Below are 20,223 nucleotides of genomic sequence, written 5' to 3'. Positions count from 1 at the left end.
CGGCAACGTCCGTCGGCACGCGCGGCGCGATCCGGCGCGTCAGCCGGCCAGTTCGGCCAGCGTCGGGATCGACGGCTGCGCGCCCGGGCGCGTAACGGAAATCGCCGCCGCGCGTTGCGCGAAGCGGATCGCGGCATCGACGTCGTCGCCAGCCGCGAGTCGGGCGGAAAAGGCGCCGATGAACGTGTCGCCGGCCGCCGTCGTGTCGACGGCCTGCACCGTCGGGGCCGGATAGTGGCGCTCCGCGCCGTCCGCCGTCAGCGCCAGCACGCCACGCGCGCCGAGCGTGATCAGCACGTTGCGCGCGCCGCCCGCCTGCAGCGCGCGGGCGGCCGCCGCAGCGTCGGCCGGATCGCGGACCGGCAGCCCCGTCAGCGCGGCCGCCTCGACTTCGTTCGGAATCAGGTAATCGACGAGCGGCAGCCAGCCGGCCGGCAGCGGCGCGACGGCCGGCGCCGGATTCAGGACGACGGTGCGGCCGAGCCGCCGCCCGGCCGACAACGCGGCGAACACGGTGTCCGCCGGCGTTTCGAGCTGGCAGATCAGCACGTCCGCCGCGGCGATCGCTGCGTCGTGGCGCGCGACCGTGTCGGGCGTCACCTCGCCGTTGCCGCCCGCCACGATCACGATCGCGTTCTGGCTCGCGTCGTCGACGACGATCAGCGCGACGCCGGTCGCCGCGGTCGCGCTCGTCGCGAGCCCCGTGCAGTCGATGCCTTCCGCCTCGAGGCCGGCGCGCAGCGCAGCGCCATGTGCATCCGTGCCGACGCAGCCGATCATCGCGACCTGCGCGCCTAGCCGCGCGGCGGCGACGGCCTGGTTGCCGCCCTTGCCGCCGGCCGCCTGTGCGAACGCATGGCCGGCCAGCGTTTCGCCCGGCAGCGGCAAGCGCGGCGCCCGGACGACGAGATCCATGTTGAGGCTGCCGACCACGGCCACGCGGCCGGCACCTGTCGTGTGCGCCGTCATGGGCGGCCGCCGGCCGGCGCCGCCGGCTCGCGGTACACGGCGGTCGACTCGCGCAGCACCAGACGCGGCGACACGACACGCCGCCGGCTCGGCGCGGCACTCGGCGCGGCGCTCGTGCCACCGCCGATCCGCTCGATCAGCGTCTGCGCGGCCATCTCGCCGAGCGCGCGCACCGACTGGCCGACCGTCGACAGCGCCGGATACGTGTAGCGGGAGAATTCGATGTCGTCGAAACCGATGATCGAGCAGTCTTCCGGCACGCGGATCCCGCGCTCGGCCGCCGCGCGCAGCGCGCCGACGCCCATCAGGTCGTTGCCCGCGAAGATCGCGCTCGGCTGCACCGTTTCGAACAGCCGCGACGCCGCGTGATAGCCGCCGAGGCACGAGAAGTCGCTTTGCGCGATCGCGCCCGGCACGATCTCGATGCCGCGCTCGGCCATCGCGCGGATGAAGCCGTGCACGCGCATCGCGCTGACGGCCGTCTCCACGGGCCCCGTGATGCAGCCGATCTTCGCGTGGCCGAGCTCGAGCAGGTGGCGGGTCGCGAGGTACGCGCCGCGCTCGTGGTCGATCTGCACGAGGTCGGCCGCAAGCCCCTCGATGTTGCGATCGACGACGACGAGCGGTGCATGCGTGTCGGCAAGCGTCTGCGCGAGTACCGCGTCCTCGCCGGCCGATGCGACGATCAGCCCGTCGATGCGCTTTTCCTGCAGCACGCGCAGGTAGTTGCGCTGCTTGACGGGGTCGTCGTCCGAATTGCAGAAGAACACGCAATAGCCGTTCGCCGCGCACTGATCCTCGATCCCGCGCGCAAGTTCGGCGAAGTACGGATTCGTGCTGTTCGGCACGACGAGCCCGATAGTTGCCGTCGCGCGCGCCTTCAGCGAGCGCGCGACCGCCGACGGCACGTAGTTCAGCTCGCGAATCGCGCCTTCGACCTTCGCGCGCACGTCCGCGGACACCGGCCGCGAATTGTTCACCACGTGCGACACGGTCGTAAACGACACGCCCGCCATGGCCGCCACATCCTTGATCGTCGCCATTTCCCGTTTCTCTCTGGTCTCTTCTGTTGTTTTACCGGGCGCGAGCGCGCCGGCTGCGGTATGTGTCGAGCACAACCGCCACCACGATCACCGCCCCGGTAATGATCCGCTTCGTCGGCTCGTTCGCGCCGATCTGCGCGAGCCCCGCGGCCAGCACGGAGATGATCAACACGCCGAAGAACGTGCTGATCACCGACCCGCGGCCGCCCATCAGGCTCGTGCCGCCAATCACCACCGCCGCGATCACCTGCAGCTCGAGTCCGACGCCGGCGTTCGGATCCGCCGCCTCGAGGCGCGAGATCTGGAACAGCGACGCCAGCCCCGCGAGCGCGCCCATCAGCGCGAATACAAGGATTTTATACGGGCGCGGATTGACGCCGGCGAGCCGGACCGCCTCTTCATTCGTGCCGATTCCGACAAGGTAGCGGCCGAACACGGTGCGCGTCAGCACGAACTGCGCGACGATCATCACCAGCACGGCGATCAGGAACGCCAGCGAAATGCCGACCGCGATCGGGTTCGACAGGAAGTCGAACGCATCGCCGATGTACGCGGTGCGCGAATTCGTCAGCTGATACGCGAGCCCGCGCGCGGCTTCGAGCACGCCGAGCGATACGATGAACGACGGAATCCGCCAGCCGACCGTGACTGCGCCCGTCAGCGTGCCGGTCGCGGCCGCGACCGCGATGCCGAGCAGCGCGGCAGGCAGCGGCCCCCACTGCCACTTGAGCGCGGCGACGCTGACCACCGACGCGGCTAGCGCGAGCACCGAGCCGACCGACAGGTCGATGCCCGCAATGATCAGCACGAAGGTCATGCCGACCGACATCACGACGAGGTCGGGAATCTGGTTCGCAATCGTGCTGAACGTGTCGTAGGTCAGGAAATGCGCGCTCAGCGTCGAGAACAGCGCGATCATCGCAGCGAGCGCGCCGGCGAGCCCGAGGTAGTTCGACACGCCGAGCCGCGTGCCGGACAGCGAGCGCGCGCGGCGCCCGCTCGCGCTCTGCGCAGGCGCGTCGGCCGGAGAAACGGGGGGCTGGGTCATTGCGGTCGTCCTGTCGTCGAAGCGCCGGGTTCGGCCGGCGGTACCTGCCGGGCATCGGGATGGCGCGCGGCCTCGTCACGGCCGAAGCCGGCGAATGCGGCGGCCAGCAACGCATCCTGGGTCCAGTTGCCGCGCTCGAACACGGCGGTCATGCGGCCGGCGGACATCACGCCGATCCGGTCGCAGATCAGCATCAGCTCGCGCAGGTCGCTCGACACGACGACGAGCGCGCGCCCCTCGCGCGCGAGCGCACCCATCAAAGTGTAGATCTCGAACTTGGCGCCGACGTCGATCCCGCGCGTCGGCTCGTCGAACAGCAGCACCCCCATGTCGCGCGCGAGCCAGCGGCCGATCACGACCTTTTGCTGGTTGCCGCCCGACAGCTCGCCGACCGGCTGCGACGCCCCATGGGTGCGAATGTGCAGCGCGTCGATCTGCCGCTCGGCGAGCGCCGCTTCACGCTGGCCGTCGACAATGCCCGCGCGCGCGAGCCGGTCGAGCTGGCCGAGCGACACGTTCGCGGTGACCGACTGCGACAGCAGCAGGCCCTCGCCCTTGCGGTCCTCGGTGATCAGCGCGATCCCGTGCCGCACCGCGTCGACCGGCGAGCGGATCTCGGTCGGCTCGAGCGGTTCGCCGACCGCGATCATCCCGGAATCCGGCGTATCCGCGCCGTAGATGAGCCGCAGGAGTTCGGTCCGCCCCGCGCCGATCAGGCCCGAGATGCCGAAGATCTCGCCCGAGCGCACCTCGAGCGACACGTCCCGCACGGCCGGCTCCCGCGTCATCCCCGACACGACGAGCCGCGGCGCACCGAAATGGCGCGCCCCGAGGTCGATGTGCTCGCCGACCTCGCGGCCGACCATCAGCGTGACGAGGCGCTCGGTCGTCGTCGCGGCCATGTCGCCGAGATGCACGAGCCGCCCGTCGCGCAGCACCGCGATCCGCTCGGCGACGCGCGCGAGCTCCTCGAGCCGGTGCGAGATGTAGACGATCGCGACGCCGCGCGCCTTCAGCCGGTCGACCTGCTCGAACAGCAGCTCGACCTCGCGCGCGGTCAGCATCGCGGTCGGTTCGTCGAGGATCAGCACGCGGCAATCGCCGATCAGGTTGCGCGCGATCTCGACCATCTGCTGGTGACCGATCCCGAGCGCGCCGACGGGCGTGTCCGGATCGACGTCGTCGAGCCCGACCTGCGCCATCGCCGCACGTGCGTCGTCGCGCAGCCGCTGGCGGTCGATGATGCCGAAGCGCCGCGGCAAACGGTTCAGGAACAGGTTCTCGGCGACCGACAGCGTCGGCAGCAGGTTCAGCTCCTGCATCACCATCCGCACGCCGAGCGCCTCGGCCTGCGTGCGGCTCGCCGGCGCATACGCGCGGCCGCCGAGCTGCATCGCGCCGGCCGTCGGCGCGACGAGCCCGCCGACGATCTTCGACAGCGTGCTCTTGCCGGCGCCGTTTTCGCCCGTCAGCGCAAGCGCCTCGCCAGGCGCAAGCGTCAGCGACACGTCCGCGAGCACCGGCTCGGCATAGGTCTTGCCAATGCCGGAGACGGTCAGCACGGGGGCGGCTGAACGGGAGGGTTCGAAGGTCGGTTCCATCGCGATCCTGGTTGCGGCCGCGCGCGGGCGGCACGCGCGGGATTGACGCTCACAAGTGGCACGCTGGGGCCGTGATCGCGCTCACCCCGGATAACGGCTGCCGCGCCGGATTCTTGAGGGCGGCAGCCGGTGCGGGCAGCGTTATTTGGTCACGAGGTCGACCGGCGTCTCGACCACGCCGGACATGTCGGCCTGCTTGCGGTGCTCGGCAATTGCCTTGAGCGCGGTATCGATGCCGAACACGGCCTGCTTCGCCGCGTACTGGTCGGCGGTCGCGAGCACGCGGCCGTCCTTCAGCATCGGCTTGATCGCGTTGATGTTGTCGTAGCCGACCACGGCCACCCTGCCCTGCTTGCCGGCCGCGCGCACCGCGGACACCGCGCCGATCGCCATGTTGTCGTTGCCGCACAGCAGCGCCTTCAGGTGCGGGTATTCGTTGAGCATCGCTGAGGCGACCGCGTTGCCCTTGTCGATCTCCCATTCGCCCGACTGCACCGACACGACCTTCATGCCGCCCGCCTTCATCGCGTCCTGGAAGCCGGCCGTGCGCTGCTGCGCGTTGGTCGTCGTCGACACGCCCTCGACGATCCCGACCTGGTCGCCGGCCTTCAGCTTCTTCGCGAGGAAATCGCCGACCTTGCGCGCGCCCTTGCGGTTGTCGGGGCCGACGAACGGCACGTTCAGGTTCTTCGATTTCAGCACGTCCGGATCGAGCCGGTTGTCGATGTTGACGACGATGATGCCGGCGTCGACCGCCTTCTTCACGACCGGCACGAGCGCCTTCGAATCAGCCGGCGCGAGCACGATCGCATCGACCTTCGACACGATCATCTGCTCGACGATGCGGATCTGGTTCGCGGTGTCGGTCTCGTCCTTGATGCCGTTCGTGATCAGGTCGAACTGGCTCGCGTTGTGCTTCTGGTATTCCTTCGCGCCGGTTTCCATCGTCAGGAAGAATTCGTTGGCGAGCGACTTCATCACGAGCGCGACCTTCGGCTTGCCGGCCGCCTCGGCATGGGCGATCGGCGCCGCGGCGAGCGCGACGGCCGCGAGTGCGGCGGTTAGGAAGCGACGGCGAAAGGTGACATTCATACACATCTCCTGGCGACGGGCCCCGCGGGGCGCCTGTTGTTTTATTGTGAGCAAACGTTTGCGCCCCATGTCCCGGACAACAGCCATCGATGCTGTGGTGCCACGGAAAGAGTTGCGAGGCAGACGGCCGGCTGCCGGGCTTGCGCTGGGCGTTCACACGCCAACGCCGGCAGGCCGCCGGCGGAGTGACGGCTATGCTGGACCGTTTCGCGGCCACGCGCAACCCGTCTGATCAATATTTAAGGGTTTATTCGGAGCGCGCCGGGGACGGCATCGAGCGCGGTCGCCTTGCGCGGACGATGCGTCGTCGGTCTTCAGCGGTTCGCAGAAGCGGTTCGCGTGCGGCGCCGCGCTGCGTGACGGCGCCATCCTGAAGCTGGATGGCGCAGCCAGCCATATACGCGCGTCGCCGTCAGACGGCTTCGCGCAGTTGCCCGGCGATCTCCGCCTCGTTGAGATGCGGCGCGAACATTTCGATCAGCCGGTACGCATACGCGCGCAGGAACGCGCCCTTGCGCAGGCCGACGCGCGTCGTGCTCGCCTCGAACAGGTGCTGCGTATCGAGCGCGACGAGGCCCGTGTCGCGCTGCGGGTCGTACGCCATCGCCGCGACGACGCCGATCCCCATGCCGAGCTCGACGTAGGTCTTGATCACGTCCGCGTCGATCGCGGTCAGCACGACGTCCGGCACCGCGCCCGCCTGCGCGAACGCCTGGTCGATGTGCGAGCGGCCCGTGAAGTCCTGGTCATAGGTGATGATCGGATATTCGGCGATGTCGTCGAGCGTCAGGTTCTCGCGGCCGACGAGCGGATGGCCCTTCGGCACGACCACCGTGTGATGCCACGAGTAGCACGGGAACGTGACGATGTCCGAATAGCGGTCGAGCGCCTCGGTCGAGATGCCGAGATCCGCTTCGCCGTTCAGGATCATCTGCGCGATCTGCTGCGGGCTGCCCTGCCGCAGCGCGAGGTGCACCTTCGGGAACACCTCCTTGAACTCGCGGATCACCTTCGGCAGCGCGTAACGCGCCTGCGTGTGGGTCGTCGCGACGACGAGGTGGCCGCTGTCCTGGTCCGCAAACTGGCGCGCGACGCGGCGCAGGTTCTCCGCGTCGAGCAGCATCCGCTCGATCAGCTGGTGCACGGCCTTGCCGGGCTCGGTGAGGCCGGTCAGCCGCTTGCCGCGCCGGATGAAGATGTCGACGCCGAGCTCGTCCTCCAGGTCCTTGATCTGCTTCGACACACCCGACTGCGACGTATACAGCACGTTCGCAACCTCGGTCAGGTTCATGTTCTGGCGCACGGCCTCGCGCACGAAGCGCAGTTGCTGAAAGTTCATGGGTAGGCCTCTTGGGCTGTCTTTTATCTGGTTGTTCGATGAATCCGTTGCCTGCCTTGCCGGGCGTGCCCGGCACGCGCAGCGCGAGGCGTCAGCGCGCCGGGAACACGCGCACCGCGCGCGGCACGGCCGTCGCGCCGTCGCCGACCTGCAGCGCGAGCGCGCGCCACGCGTCGCGATCGAGTTCCGCCTCGAGCGCGCCGCCGGCGCGCGCCTCGAGCTCGACGCGCACCGAGCCGCCGAGCGGCACGACGCGGCGCACGTCGACCGCGATGCCGTCCCGATGCCCGCCGTCCGCCGGCCGGAGCTGCAGGTCATGCGGGCGCACGTATGCGTTCGCCGGCCCGGCGAAATCGGCATCGACCGCGATCGGCGCGGCGGCGCCATCGGCCACGAAGCCGCGCTCGGCGACCGTGCCCGGCAGCCGGTTCGCCGCGCCGAGGAATTCGTAGACGAACGCGCTTTCCGGATGATCGTAGACGTCCTGCGGGCTGCCGACCTGCTCGACGCGGCCGCGGTTCAGCACGACGATGCGGTCCGCCACCTCGAGCGCCTCCTCCTGGTCGTGCGTGACGAAGATCGTCGAGATGTGCAGGTCGTCGTGCAGGCGCCGCAGCCAGCCGCGCAGTTCCTTGCGGACCTTCGCGTCGAGCGCGCCGAACGGCTCGTCGAGCAGCAGCACCTTCGGCTCGACCGCGAGCGCGCGGGCGAGCGCGATGCGCTGCCGCTGCCCGCCCGACAGTTCGGAAGGATAGCGCTGCGCGAGCCAGTCGAGCTGCACGAGCTTCAGCAGCTCGTGCACCTTGTCGCGGATCGCGGCGTCCGACGGCCGCTCGCGGCGCGGCTTCACGCGCAGCCCGAACGCGACGTTCTCGAATACGGTCATGTGACGGAACAGCGCGTAATGCTGGAACACGAAGCCGACCTGGCGGTCGCGTGCGCCGACCGACGCGACGTCCTGGCCCTGCAGCACGACCTGCCCCGCGTCCGCGTGCTCGAGGCCCGCGATCACGCGCAGCAGCGTGGTCTTGCCGCAGCCGGACGGCCCGAGCAGCGCGACGAGCTCGCCCGCCGGAAAGTCGAGCGACACGTTGTCGAGTGCCGTGAAATCGCCGAAGCGCTTCTGGAGATGACGTACGGTGATGCCCATTCTGGTTGCCTCTTTACGGATTCGACGAAGTGACGGCGGGACCGGCGTGCGCGGGAACGGCGTCGCGCGCGCCGGCGAGATCGGCGGCAAGGTGGCGCTCCGCGAGGAGCTTCAGCGCGAGCGTGACGAGCGCGAGCAAGGCCAGCACCGACGCCACCGCGAACGCAGCCGCGAAGTTGTATTCGTTGTACAGGATCTCGACGTGCAGCGGCATCGTGTCGGTCTGCCCGCGGATGTGGCCGGACACGACCGACACCGCGCCGAACTCGCCCATCGCGCGCGCATTGCACAGGATCACGCCGTACAGCAGGCCCCACTTCACGTTCGGCAGCGTCACGCGGCGGAAGATCTGCCAGCCGGACGCGCCGAGCACGCGCGCGGCCTCCTCCTCGTCGCTGCCCTGTGCCTGCATCAGCGGGATCAGCTCGCGCGCGACGAACGGGAACGTGACGAAGATCGTCGCGAGCACGATGCCGGGCACCGCGAAGATGATCTGCACGTCATGCGCCTGCAGCCACGGCCCGAGCCAGCCCTGCGCGCCGAACAGCAGCACGTAGATGAGGCCCGAGATCACCGGCGACACGGAGAACGGCAGGTCGATCAGCGTCGTCAACAATGCCTTGCCGCGAAACTCGAACTTCGCGATCGCCCACGATGCGCAGACGCCGAACACGAGGTTGAGCGGCACCGCGATCACCGCAACGGTCAGCGTCAGCTTGATCGCCGACCACGCGTCCGGATCGGCGAGCGACTCGACGTAGAAGCCGACGCCTTTGCGCAGCGCCTCGACGAACACCGCGGCGAGCGGCACGACGAGGAAGAAGCCGAGAAACGCGAGCGCGACGCCGGTCAGCAGCCAGCGCACCGCACGCGGCTCGCTGACGGGATCGAGCTGTCGTGCGGTGTGCGCACGCTCGGCGGTTGACGGGGTTTTCAGCACGGCGCGGGCCTCCTGGCTCATGACTGGCCTCCTGCAGGAACGGCTGCGGCGGCTGCGATCGCGGGCGCAGGACCGCTCGCGCCCTTGCCGGACGAGCCACGGCTCGTCCTGCGCTGCAGATACCACTGCAGCGTGTTGATCAGCAGCAGCATCAGGAACGACACGACGAGCATCACGACCGCAAGCGCGGTCGCGCCCGCGTAGTCGTACTGCTCGAGCTTCGTGATGATCAGGAGCGACGTGATCTCGGATTTCATCGGCACGTTGCCGGCGATGAAGATCACCGAGCCGTATTCGCCGAGCGCGCGCGCGAACGCGAGCGCGAAGCCCGTCAGCAGCGCCGGCAGCACGGCGGGCAGCACGACGCGGCGGAATGTCAGCCAGCGCGACGCGCCGAGGCACGCGGCCGCCTCTTCCTGCTCGCGCTCGAAATCCTCGAGCACGGGCTGCACGGTGCGCACGACGAACGGCAGGCCGATGAAGGTCAGCGCGACCAGCACGCCGAGCGGCGTGAACGCGATCTTGATGCCGAATGGCGCGAGGTACTGGCCGATCCAGCCGTTGGTCGCGTAGACGGCCGCGAGCGAGATGCCGGCGACCGATGTCGGCAGCGCGAACGGCAGGTCGACGATCGCGTCGACCACGCGCTTGAACGGGAACGTGTAGCGCACGAGCACCCACGCGACGAGAAAGCCGAACACGGCGTTGATCAGCGCGCCGCCGAGCGCGGCCGAGAACGTCAGCCGGTACGACGCGAGCACGCGCGGCGACGCGACGGCCGCGATGAACTGGTCCCACGACAGCGTCGCGGTCTTCAGGAACGTGGCGGCGAGCGGGATCAGCACCACGAGGCTCAAATAGGCCACCGTGATGCCAAGCGTCACGCCGAAGCCGGGCAGCGCGCTCGGCTTGCGAAAGATGTACGTCGTCATCGGATGCTCTTGCTGGGTCGAATCTCATGGGTCCGACGCGCGCGCCGGCGCAGCGAGTCGCGCCGGCGGGCCATCGGGTGTGCGGCGCATGCCGTGGCGCGCCGCTGTCGTTATGTCTGCTAGGCTTATGCCGTCACTGCGGCTTGTAAATCGAGTCGAACACGCCGCCGTCCGCGAAATGCGTCTTCTGCGCATTCGTCCAGCCGCCGAACGTGTCGTCGACCGTGTACAGCTTCAGCTTCGGGAACTGCTTCGTCAGCTCCGCCGGCACGTTCTTCGAACGCGGCCGGTAGTAGTTGCGCGCGGCGATCTCCTGGCCCTGCGGGCTGTACAGGAAGTTCAGGTACGCGTCGGCCAGCTTGCGCGTGCCCTTCTTGTCGACCACCTTGTCGACCACCGCAACCGGCGGCTCGGCCAGGATGCTCACCGACGGCACGACGATCTCGAACTTGTCGGAGCCGAATTCCTTGATCGACAGGAACGCCTCGTTCTCCCACGCGATCAGCACGTCGCCGATCCCGCGCTGCACAAAGCTCGTCGTCGCACCGCGCGCGCCGGAATCGAGCACGCCGGCGTTCTTGTAGAGCTTCGTGACGAAGTCCTTCGCGGTCTGCTCGTTGCCGCCCGGCTTGTGCACCGCGTACGCCCATGCGGCCAGGTAGTTCCAGCGCGCGCCGCCCGACGTCTTCGGGTTCGGCGTGACGATCGACACGCCCGGCCTGGTCAGGTCGTCCCAGTCCTTGATCCCCTTCGGATTGCCCTTGCGCACGAGGAACACGATCGTCGACGTGTACGGCGACGCGTTATCGGGCAGGCGCTTCTGCCAGTCCTTGTTGACGAGCCCCTTGTTCGCGAGCGCGTCGATGTCATAGGCGAGCGCGAGCGTCACGACGTCGGCCTGCAGGCCGTCGAGCACCGAGCGCGCCTGCGCGCCCGAGCCGCCGTGCGATTGCTTGAAGTTGACCGTCTCGCCCGTCTTCGCCTTCCATTCCTTGCCGAACGCCTGGTTGAAGTCCTGATACAGCTCGCGCGTCGGGTCGTACGACACGTTCAGGAACGTCGTATCGGCCTGTGCGTGCGTCGCGACGCCCAGCACCGCCGCCGCGCCCAGCGCGAGTGTTGCGATCAAGCGGCCCACCCCGCTCGCCAGCCCCGTTTTGCGCTTCACCATCCTTGGTTCTCCAGTGTTGTCGTGTTGTCGGCATTGCGATGTGGGGCCAGTCTATCGAACGGGTTACATGATTAAAAATAATCGTTCTTCATTTTTTAATACTGAAAAGTGCTAACGCCGTCGGGATGGACGGTTGCGGCAGACAAACCGGCGCCCCGGCGTCGCGCGATCGCGCCGGAATCGCCGCGATCGCGACGAACCTCACGTAACACTTGAAATTCGCGAAGTACTGTATAAAAATACAGCTCACTGTCTATCCATACAGTTGAGCCATGACCAAACTCACCGCCCGTCAGCAGCAAGTGTTCGACTTGATTCGCCGCGCGATCGAGCGCTCCGGCTTTCCGCCTACGCGTGCCGAGATCGCGGCCGAGCTGGGCTTCAGCTCGCCGAATGCGGCCGAAGAACACCTCCGCGCGCTCGCGCGCAAGGGCGTGATCGAGCTGGCGGCCGGCGCGTCGCGCGGCATCCGCCTGCTCGGCATCGACGACATGCCGCATCAGTTCACGCTGCCGCACGCCGGCCTGATGCAGCTGTCGCTGCCGCTCGTCGGCCGCGTCGCGGCCGGTAGCCCGATCCTTGCGCAGGAGCACATCTCGCAGCATTTCGCGTGCGATCCCGCGCTGTTCTCCAGCAAGCCCGACTACCTGCTGAAGGTGCGCGGCCTGTCGATGCGCGACGCCGGCATCCTCGACGGCGACCTGCTCGCCGTGCAGAAGCGCACGGAAGCGAAGGACGGCCAGATCATCGTCGCGCGTCTCGGCGACGACGTCACGGTCAAGCGCCTGAAGCGCCGCCCCGGCGGCCTCGAGCTGATCGCGGAGAACCCGGATTACGAAAACATCTTCGTCAAGGCCGGCAGCGCGGAATTCGCGCTGGAAGGCATCGCCGTCGGGCTGATCCGCTCGGGCGAATTCTGACAATCCGTCTCGCTCAGGAGAACACCATGGAACGCCTTGCCCGCCTGCTGCCTTTCCGTCAATTCGGCCGTCTGCGTCACCTGCGCGGCCGCACGCCCTGCGCGCCGCTGTCCGCGGCGCCCGTCGGTCATGAAGAAGTCGCAGTCGAACGGCAGGCGTCCCTGCTGCCGTCGGCGCTGCCCGCGTTCGCGCGGGTATCGCTGAACGCCGGCCTGAATCACGCGGAACCCGCGCGTCGTGCGCCGGTGCGTGTCTATCACGGCCGGTCGCGCCTGATCATGGTCGGAACGATCGATGCGGTGTGCCGGATGATCGATCGCTGTATTGCGGAGGAACGTTCTGCCGCGCAGGGTGGTCTCTGATTGCGGAACGTTCCCGCGCCGGAGGCGCCGTGAATCACGCACCGGGCCGCCCGAAGCGGCTCAAGCCCCTGTTGATCGTCGCATTGGTTGCCGCCTTGCTGGCGGCGGTCGGCTACGCATACGCATCACCGTATGTCGCGCTCGGCCGCCTGAAGGCGGCCATCGACGCGCGTGATGCGCAAACGGTCAGCGAATATGTCGATTTTCCGTCGCTGCGCATCAGTCTCAAGCAGCAGGTCACCGACGAGTTGATGCGCCGGATCGACGCGAAGCGGCAGGACAACAATCCGTTCGCCGTGATCGGTGCGTTGATCGGCTCCGCGTTGATCGGGCCGCTGGTTGACGCGTATGCGACGCCCGCAGGCGTCGCTGCGCTGATGAGCGGGATACCGCCCCGCGGCAATCCGGGCGAGCGTCCGCCCGAATGGGCGGCGCAGCCGCCGAGCGGCACGGTCGGCACGCAGGCTGCCGGCGCGGCGAATCCGCCTGCGGGCAGCGCGCCGGCTGCATCGCCGCCGGCGCCGCCAACCGACCACGCGCACGCAACCGTGCCCGAGAGACGGCCAACGAGCGCCGGGTACCGGAACATCGACGAGTTTGTCGTGACCTACCAGCGCAACGTCGATGGCGCGCGCTACGCGGCGATCTTTCATCGCGAAGGCCTGTTTTCGTGGAAGCTGTCCGCAGTCGATCTGCACGGCTGAACCGGCAGCCTGCCGATCCCGGCCGCACCCCGCGCACGTCGTGAGCCGGCGCCGGTCAGGCGCTCACTTCACAGTCGCAGCTTCGCGTTCGCGAGCGATTTCGGCTTTCTGTTCTTCCGCCGTCGAGCAGGCCACGAGGATGCTGCAACTCACCCGATCGAGCAGCTGGGTGTTGCCTGACCCCATCCACCATCTCGACAGGCCGCTGCGGCAGCGGTGCCCGACCACGATCAGGTCGACCTTCAGTTCCGACGCGAGATTCGCGATCTCGTCGATCGGGTAGCCGAACGCGAAATGCCCTTCGGCCTGCAGTCCCCGGTCGCGCAACCAGTCCACCCCCTCCTGCAGGATTTCACGCGCAGTTTCCTCGAAGCGGCCGCACGCGACGTCGGTCAGCAGGCCGGCGCTTTGCGCGATGCTCGAACGCATGTCGACGACGGACAGCAGATGCGTCTCCGCCTTCAGGTCCAGCGCGAGATTGGCACCGCAACGCAATGCCTTGCGTCCCTCGAGCGTGCCGTCATAGCACAGCAGAATCTTGTTGTAGCTAGCCATGAATCCTCCCTATCGCAACAACGAACCCTACGCAATCATCATGGTGCGCCGCAATTCAGGACGCAAGGGATGGAAAACGCTGATTCGCCCCGTGCGGCTTGTTCGCGATGATGCAGTGCATGATCCGCGGCACTCAGCCCGCGTATCGTGCATGCACGCCCTGAAGAGACGCAGCCGATGCACTAGAATGGCCCGTCGGTGTCGCCTGTTCGCATCACGCATGCGTGTCGCGAAACGTCGCCGGACCGGACCATGACCGTGCGACACGCGTTCGGCCGAACCGTTCGCGCACCGATAGGCGCGCACGATTTCGCCCGACACGTTTGCTACGCTACACCTCCAACGACAATCTCGCCCATGTCCGTCGCACCGATCGATTTCCAGAACGTCGAAAAGCGCTATGGCGGCAAGCTCGTCGTCAACGGCCTCTCCTTTCGCGTGCACGCCGGCGAGTGTTATGGCCTGCTCGGCCCAAACGGCGCCGGCAAGACCACGACGCTGAAAATGCTGCTCGGCATCACCTATCCGGACGCCGGCGCGATCTCGCTGTGCGGCGAGCCGGTTCCGTCGCGCGCGCGCCATGCCCGTCAGCGGGTCGGTGTCGTTCCGCAATTCGACAATCTCGATCCGGATTTCACGGTTCGCGAGAATCTGCTCGTGTTCAGCCGCTATTTCGGCCTGTCGGCCCATGACGCGCGCGCGCTCGTGCCGTCGCTGCTGGAATTCGCGAAGCTCGAGAACAAGGCGGATGCGAAGGTCAGCGAGCTGTCGGGTGGCATGAAGCGGCGGCTGACGCTCGCCCGCGCGCTCGTCAACGATCCGGACGTGCTGGTGCTCGACGAGCCGACCACGGGGCTCGATCCGCAGGCGCGGCACCTGATGTGGGAGCGGCTGCGTTCGCTGCTTGCGCGCGGCAAGACGATCCTGATCACCACGCACTTCATGGAGGAAGCCGAGCGGCTGTGCGATCGCCTGTGCGTGATCGAGGAAGGCCGGAAAATCGCCGAAGGCGCGCCGCACGCGCTGATCGAATCGGAAATCGGTTGCGACGTGATCGAGATCTACGGTCCCGAGCCGTCCGCGCTGCGTGACGAACTCGCCGCCTATGCGGTGCGTACCGAGATCAGCGGCGAGACGCTGTTCTGCTACGTGAGCGATCCGGAGCCGCTCAACGCGCGGCTCAAGGGCCGCACCGGATTGCGCTGTCTGCATCGACCCGCCAATCTGGAGGACGTGTTCCTGCGGCTGACGGGCCGCGACATGCAGGACTGACCTGACCGATCATGGACGTACGCGACTATTCCACTTCCGCCCCGTCCGCGCCGCCGCGCGAATCGCGCTTCGCGATCGCGATGCCCGCCAACGCGACCAACTGGTTCGCGGTCTGGCGCCGCAACTACCTCGTCTGGCGCAAGCTCGCGGTCGCGTCGATGATCGGCAATCTCGCGGATCCGATGATCTACCTGTTCGGGCTCGGTTTCGGTCTTGGCCTGATGCTTGGCCACGTGGACGGCGTGTCGTACATCGCGTTCCTCGCGGCCGGCACGGCCGGGTCGAGCGTGATGATGTCCGCGAGCTTCGAGGCGATGTATTCGGGCTTCTCGCGGATGCACGTGCAACGCACGTGGGAAGCGATCATGCACACGCCGCTCGCGCTCGGCGATATCGTGCTCGGCGAGATCGTCTGGGCGGCCAGCAAGGCCATGCTGTCCGGCGCGGCGATCATGATCGTCGCCGGCCTGCTCGGCTACGCGAGCTTCCCGTCGATGCTCGCGGCGCTGCCGGTCATCGCGCTCGCCGGCCTCGCGTTCGCCAGCGCCGCGATGATCGTCACCGCGCTGGCACCGTCATACGATTTCTTCATGTTCTATCAGACGCTCGTGCTGACGCCGATGCTGCTGCTGTCGGGCGTGTTCTTCCCGCTCACGCAGCTGCCGGAAATCGCGCAGCATGCGGCGCATGCGCTGCCGCTCGCGCACGCGGTCGAACTGATCCGGCCCGCGATGCTCGGCCGGCCCGCGTCGCACGTCGGCACGCACGTCGCCGTGCTGGCCGTCTATGCGATCGGCGGTTTCCTGCTGTCTGCGTGGCTGTTCCGGCGGCGGATGATGCGCTGAAACCGGTGCGTTGCGCACCGGGAACTTCCGAGTGCGATGCGCTCGCGTATTGCACATTGCTGGGACATCGGCGGCACTTCGGTGGCACTTCGGTGGCACATTCGCGCCTCGTCTCGAGCGCCTCGCAATCATCCGGCTGTCCTGTGCGGCGACTCGTCTGCCCCGGCAATCCGGGGCTGCGGCTTCTGCCGACGTCGTCGCGCACGAAGCCGCCGGCGCGGCGCATGCGACCGTTACTCGTCGTCGTCGCTCCAGGGAATCTCGACGTCCGTCAGGAATGCGACGGTCGCGAGCGGGCCGCCCTCGTGGCGACCGAGCTTGCCGTCGGCGCGATGCCATTCGACGCGGAACTGCGTACCGGGATCGTCGGCCACCAGATAGACCGAGCGCAGCTCTTCGGGGTCCGCGTCGTCGATCGGGCCGTCGAACGACACGAGCATCTTCTGCGGCCACAGCCCGTTGACCGGATCGTAGACGCGGTCGCCCTGCGGAATGTCGATGCTGGCGTCGACGCCGATCGTTGCGGACGCCTCGACGATCATCGTACCGAGCGCGCTCAGCACGGCGGTCGCGCGTGCCGAATTGGCCTGGCGAATCGCGAGATCACCACGCGTCAGCGCCTTTTCGAGTCGAGGATGAATCTTGGGTTGGGTCATGCGTTTTCCTGATTGCTTCTTGTGGGTGGCGCCGCACGCACCAAGCGGCGGCGCCGGATGAATATGACGATTACCTGGGCCGGCCCGTCCGGCACGGCCCGGCGCGTCCGCCTGCGCGCTCCCGGGACGACGATCCCGTGCTCGATGTTCCGGACCATGGATGCGAAACCCGACGCCCGATCGGTCGTCCTTGCCAGCACGCCGCCTGCCGGGCGTCTCCTGCGACCGCATCCGAACAGGGTATCCCGGCCCATTGCGCCGGCTGCCGCAATGCAACGGCCGAACCTTGGCGACCGGGCACCCGCGACTGGCGCTCCGCTAGAACCCGAACGCCAGCGCAAGCAGCCCGCTCGCGATCCCGAACAGCACGACGAGCACCGAGACGATCACCAGCATGTACGGCTTGAACGAGCGTGCGAGCATCGCGAGCGACGGCACGCTGATCGGCGGCAGCGTCATCAGCAGCGCGCCGGCCGGGCCGACGCCCATGCCGAGCGACAGCATCGCCTGGATGATCGGCACCTCGCCTGCCGTCGGAATCACGAACAGCGTGCCGGCGATGGCGAACGCGACGATCCAGCCGATGTGGTTGCCGATCTCCGGGCCGATGTGCGGGAACAGCCACGCACGCGCGGCGCCGAGCAGCAGCACGAGCACGATGTATTCGGGCACGAGCCGCACGGTCATCCGCGCCAGTATCTTGATCCAGCGCACGAACGGATTGCCGGCTGCCGCCTGCTCGGCTGCCAGTGCCGCAAGCCGCGTGTCGTCGATGCTGCGGTCCTCGGGACGCGCAATGCGATTCAGCAGGTAGCCGATCCCGAACACCATCGCGATGCCGAGCACGAGCCGCAGCGCACTCCAGTGCCAGCCGAGCACGAAGCCCATGAACACCAGCGCCGCGGGGTTCAGCACCGTATTGCCGAGCCAGAACGCGACCGCGCCGCCCGGCGATGCGTGCCGCTCGCGCAGGCCGGCGACGACGGGCGCCGCGCAGCACGTGCACATCATCCCCGGCAGCGACAGCAGGCCGCCCGCGGCGACGCTGCCGAAACCCGTCTTGCCGAGCACGCGCGCGACCCAGTGCGCGGGCAGCAGCGCCTGCACCGCCGAGCCGAGCAGCAGCCCGAGCACCATCGCCTGCCAGATCGCCTTGCCGTACGCCCACGCGTAGTCGAGCGCAGCCTTCATCGACGGCTCCGGCGGCGCCGACGATGCGCCCATCAGGATCGACTGGCCGATCGAATGGTGCTCCGCGGCGACGAACGCCTTGTTGTAGTACGGAAACCATTTCACGTAGAACAGGCCCGCGACCGCGATCAGTAGAAAGGTCATCCAGCCGAGCGCGGGATTGAGTGCTGTGCGTTTGGTCGTCATTTTCTCTGCTCAATGCCTGTCGTGGATTCCATGCTGCCGGCTGTCGCCGGCAGTCCCGCCTGCGCAAGCTGCGCGAGCAGCGCCGTCGCCTGTTCGCGGGCATCGGCCGCATTGGGCCGGAACCGGAACGTCAGGGCCCGGCTCGGCTTGCCGAACTGCTCGCCGTAGGTGCGCGCATAGGCGGGATCGTAATGCCGGTCGATCAGTTCGCCAAACAGTTCGGCGCGCGCACCGGCGTCGACCAGCGCGCTCCAGCGGGCGACCTGGTCGCGGCTGTGCAGGCCGATCAGCCGCTCGAGCTGCGCCTTGAACGCGGCCGGTTCATCGAACAGATGGCCGTAATCGTCGAGCAGGAATGCGATGCGCTCGTCGTGCGCCGCGTCGACCTGGACCCACGGCCCGGCGTGAAACGCCTGCAGCAGCGCGAGCGGCAACTGCACGAGCCCGATCTTGCGGCTCTCGGATTCGACGAACACGGGCCATGCCGGATCGAAGCGCCCGAGCGTCTCGACGAGCCCTGAATCGAACGCCTTCTGCGACGGCTGCGGCACGCCCGGCAGCGCGCCGAGCAGCGAGCCGCGATGGCGCGCGAGCGCCTCGAGATCGAGCGTCTGCGCGCCGACGTCGCGCAGCGCCTGCAGCAACCGCGTCTTGCCGCAACCCGTGTGGCCGACGAGCGCGATGTAGCGGAATCGGGTCGGCAGCGTGTCGAGCGCCGTGCAGACCGAACGGCGGTACGCCTTGTAGCCGCCGTCGAGCTGGCGCGCCTGCCAGCCGATCAGGTTGAACCATGTCGTCATCGAGCCCGAACGCTTGCCGCCCCGCCAACAGTAGATCAGCGGCCGCCAGTTGCGCGGCCGGTCGGCGAACGTCGTGTCGAGGTGACGGGCAATGTTGCGCGCGACGATCGCCGCGCCGACGCGCGTCGCCTCGTACGGCGACACCTGCCGGTACATCGTGCCGACGAGCACGCGCTCCTCGTTGCTGAGCACGGGCGCGTTCAGCGCGCCGGGGATGTGATCCTCGGCGAACTCGAGCGGCGTGCGCACGTCGATGATCTCGTCGAACTCGCCGGCGCGATCGAGGGTGACAATCAGGTTCTTCAATTTGGCGTCAAACGAAAGCGGAGCGGCGTCGCGGGCCGCATCGGCGCAGGGGATGGATCGGTGATTATCTCACGCGGCGGCCGCGCGAGCCTCGGGCGGGCGACGGCACGGCCGGCACCGCCGTGATCGCGTCGATCAGATGATCGCGGAACGCGCGCACCGACATCGGCAGGTCGCGCCCCGCCATCGTCTGCACCTGGATGCTGCGCTCGCGCAGTTGCGGGTTTGAGAGCGGCACCACGACGAAGCCGTCCGCGTGGCAGCGGTCGCGCACCGACAGCAGGCCGGCGAACATCACGGCGCCTGTGTGTTGCGCGTACCGATATATCGACGCCGTGTTGTTGCTGGTCAGGTCGGGCTCGAGCAGCACGCCATCGAGTGCGCACGCAATGTCGATCAGCTGGCGCACCGTGGTGCCCGGCTCGGGCAGCGCGTGCGGATACCGTGCGACGTCGGCAAGTGACACCGCATCGCGTGCGGCGAGCGGGTGGTCGCGCCGCACCAGCGCGTAAACGGGCGCCCGTTCGGTATGCTCGACGCGCACGCCCTTCTCCGGCGCGAGGCTGAAGGTCAGCGCGACGTCCACATCACCGTCGCGCACGCGCCGCGTCGCGTCAGCCGGCGACACGACCCACACGGAGAAATCGACGCCCGGGTGGCGCGCCTTGAAGCTCGCGAGCACACCCGGCAGGAAGTCGATCGCGAACCCTTCCGAACACGCGATCTTCAGCAGGCTGCCGTGCAGCGCGTCGAGCCCGCCGATCTCCTTCATCACGTGCTCCGCCTCGAGCAGGCTGCGCTGCGCGAAGCTCAGCAAACGCTCGCCCGCCTCCGACAGCGCCATGCCGCGCGGCCGCCGCTCGAACAGCGGCGTGCCCAGCTCGCTTTCGAGCTTCGCGATCTGGCGGCTGACCGCCGACACCGCGACGTGCAGCCGCGCGGACGCGTCGCTGAGCGAACCGGTGCGCGCCACTTCGACGAAATACCGCAATCCGAGGCCGTGCAGGAAGGCCGCCATCGTTCTGTCCCCCGGCCATCGGCGGCCGTCTCGCTTTGCCTTTTCGGCAAAGAGAGGTTCGAAATTCGATCATTGTGACAAGAAAAACGGCTTTCTAGAATCGATCGCACCTCGGGTCGCCTG

General features: G+C 68.2%; 20 protein-coding genes. 5 read left to right on the top strand and 15 right to left on the bottom strand.

Going from position 1 to position 20,223, the window contains the following annotated elements:
* Positions 1-39: 39 nt before the first annotated feature.
* The 10 genes from rbsK to ACV22Z_RS07415 form a co-directional block, all read right to left on the bottom strand.
* A complete protein-coding gene (gene rbsK, locus ACV22Z_RS07460; RefSeq protein ID WP_448075670.1) occupies positions 40-969 on the bottom strand; it encodes a ribokinase in 930 nt (309 codons plus the stop codon).
* Positions 966-2,012 (bottom strand): LacI family DNA-binding transcriptional regulator, encoded by a 1,047-nt coding sequence (locus ACV22Z_RS07455; protein WP_448075669.1) that lies wholly within the window; start codon positions 2,010-2,012, stop codon positions 966-968. The genes rbsK and ACV22Z_RS07455 overlap by 4 nt, the downstream gene beginning before the upstream one ends.
* A gap of 31 nt (positions 2,013-2,043) precedes the next feature.
* Positions 2,044-3,060 (bottom strand): ABC transporter permease, encoded by a 1,017-nt coding sequence (locus tag ACV22Z_RS07450; protein WP_448075668.1) that lies wholly within the window; start codon positions 3,058-3,060, stop codon positions 2,044-2,046.
* The gene (locus ACV22Z_RS07445; protein ID WP_448075667.1) at positions 3,057-4,661 is read right to left on the bottom strand and encodes a sugar ABC transporter ATP-binding protein; all 1,605 of its coding nucleotides are present in this window, start codon (positions 4,659-4,661) and stop codon (positions 3,057-3,059) included. Before ACV22Z_RS07445 ends, ACV22Z_RS07450 begins: the two co-directional genes overlap by 4 nt.
* A gap of 141 nt (positions 4,662-4,802) precedes the next feature.
* Positions 4,803-5,753, bottom strand: coding sequence for a substrate-binding domain-containing protein (locus ACV22Z_RS07440; protein ID WP_448075666.1), 951 nt, complete (start codon positions 5,751-5,753; stop codon positions 4,803-4,805).
* A gap of 412 nt (positions 5,754-6,165) precedes the next feature.
* A complete protein-coding gene (locus tag ACV22Z_RS07435) occupies positions 6,166-7,092 on the bottom strand; it encodes a CysB family HTH-type transcriptional regulator (protein WP_448075665.1) in 927 nt (308 codons plus the stop codon).
* A 91-nt stretch (positions 7,093-7,183) separates the two neighbouring features.
* A complete protein-coding gene (locus tag ACV22Z_RS07430) occupies positions 7,184-8,242 on the bottom strand; it encodes a sulfate/molybdate ABC transporter ATP-binding protein (protein WP_448075664.1) in 1,059 nt (352 codons plus the stop codon).
* A gap of 13 nt (positions 8,243-8,255) precedes the next feature.
* Positions 8,256-9,203, bottom strand: a complete 948-nt coding sequence (gene cysW / locus ACV22Z_RS07425; RefSeq protein ID WP_448075663.1) for a sulfate ABC transporter permease subunit CysW — start codon at positions 9,201-9,203, stop codon at positions 8,256-8,258.
* Positions 9,200-10,114, bottom strand: coding sequence for a sulfate ABC transporter permease subunit CysT (cysT, locus tag ACV22Z_RS07420; RefSeq protein WP_448075662.1), 915 nt, complete (start codon positions 10,112-10,114; stop codon positions 9,200-9,202). Before cysT ends, cysW begins: the two co-directional genes overlap by 4 nt.
* A gap of 133 nt (positions 10,115-10,247) precedes the next feature.
* Positions 10,248-11,285, bottom strand: coding sequence for a sulfate ABC transporter substrate-binding protein (locus ACV22Z_RS07415; protein ID WP_448075661.1), 1,038 nt, complete (start codon positions 11,283-11,285; stop codon positions 10,248-10,250).
* A 272-nt stretch (positions 11,286-11,557) separates the two neighbouring features.
* On the opposite strand from ACV22Z_RS07415, the gene lexA reads away from it, so the two are divergent.
* Genes lexA through ACV22Z_RS07400 form a run of 3 tightly spaced genes read left to right on the top strand, consistent with a single transcriptional unit; the run spans position 11,558 to position 13,271 of the window.
* A complete protein-coding gene (gene lexA / locus ACV22Z_RS07410) occupies positions 11,558-12,205 on the top strand; it encodes a transcriptional repressor LexA (protein ID WP_448075660.1) in 648 nt (215 codons plus the stop codon).
* Positions 12,206-12,231: 26 nt separating this feature from the next.
* Positions 12,232-12,567, top strand: coding sequence for a hypothetical protein (locus tag ACV22Z_RS07405; RefSeq protein WP_448075659.1), 336 nt, complete (start codon positions 12,232-12,234; stop codon positions 12,565-12,567).
* Between the two features lie 29 nt (positions 12,568-12,596).
* Positions 12,597-13,271 (top strand): DUF2939 domain-containing protein, encoded by a 675-nt coding sequence (locus ACV22Z_RS07400; RefSeq protein WP_448075658.1) that lies wholly within the window; start codon positions 12,597-12,599, stop codon positions 13,269-13,271.
* Positions 13,272-13,334: 63 nt separating this feature from the next.
* Here the strand turns inward: ACV22Z_RS07400 and ACV22Z_RS07395 are convergent, their stop codons facing one another.
* A complete protein-coding gene (locus tag ACV22Z_RS07395) occupies positions 13,335-13,826 on the bottom strand; it encodes a universal stress protein (protein ID WP_448075657.1) in 492 nt (163 codons plus the stop codon).
* A gap of 357 nt (positions 13,827-14,183) precedes the next feature.
* On the opposite strand from ACV22Z_RS07395, the gene nodI reads away from it, so the two are divergent.
* Complete coding sequence (nodI, locus tag ACV22Z_RS07390; protein ID WP_448075656.1) at positions 14,184-15,098, top strand: nodulation factor ABC transporter ATP-binding protein NodI; 915 nt, start codon at positions 14,184-14,186, stop codon at positions 15,096-15,098.
* A gap of 11 nt (positions 15,099-15,109) precedes the next feature.
* The gene (locus ACV22Z_RS07385; protein WP_448075655.1) at positions 15,110-15,943 is read left to right on the top strand and encodes an ABC transporter permease; all 834 of its coding nucleotides are present in this window, start codon (positions 15,110-15,112) and stop codon (positions 15,941-15,943) included.
* A gap of 233 nt (positions 15,944-16,176) precedes the next feature.
* Here the strand turns inward: ACV22Z_RS07385 and ACV22Z_RS07380 are convergent, their stop codons facing one another.
* From ACV22Z_RS07380 to ACV22Z_RS07365, 4 genes are all read right to left on the bottom strand, one after another.
* Positions 16,177-16,599 (bottom strand): hypothetical protein, encoded by a 423-nt coding sequence (locus tag ACV22Z_RS07380; protein WP_448075654.1) that lies wholly within the window; start codon positions 16,597-16,599, stop codon positions 16,177-16,179.
* A gap of 318 nt (positions 16,600-16,917) precedes the next feature.
* Positions 16,918-17,976 carry a permease gene (locus ACV22Z_RS07375; protein WP_448075653.1) on the bottom strand — a complete coding sequence of 353 codons (1,059 nt, stop codon included), beginning with the start codon at positions 17,974-17,976 and terminating at the stop codon, positions 16,918-16,920.
* Entirely contained in the window at positions 17,973-19,082 is a 1,110-nt protein-coding gene (gene mnmH, locus ACV22Z_RS07370; RefSeq protein WP_448075652.1) for a tRNA 2-selenouridine(34) synthase MnmH, read from the bottom strand. Before mnmH ends, ACV22Z_RS07375 begins: the two co-directional genes overlap by 4 nt.
* Before the next feature lie 64 nt (positions 19,083-19,146).
* Positions 19,147-20,100, bottom strand: a complete 954-nt coding sequence (locus tag ACV22Z_RS07365; protein WP_448075651.1) for a LysR substrate-binding domain-containing protein — start codon at positions 20,098-20,100, stop codon at positions 19,147-19,149.
* Between the last annotated feature and the right edge of the window lie 123 nt (positions 20,101-20,223).

Source organism: Burkholderia sp. PU8-34 (genome assembly GCF_053427725.1).
The sequence above is the reverse complement of the archived record's forward strand: the minus strand, read 5'-3'. Positions and strand labels throughout refer to the sequence as shown.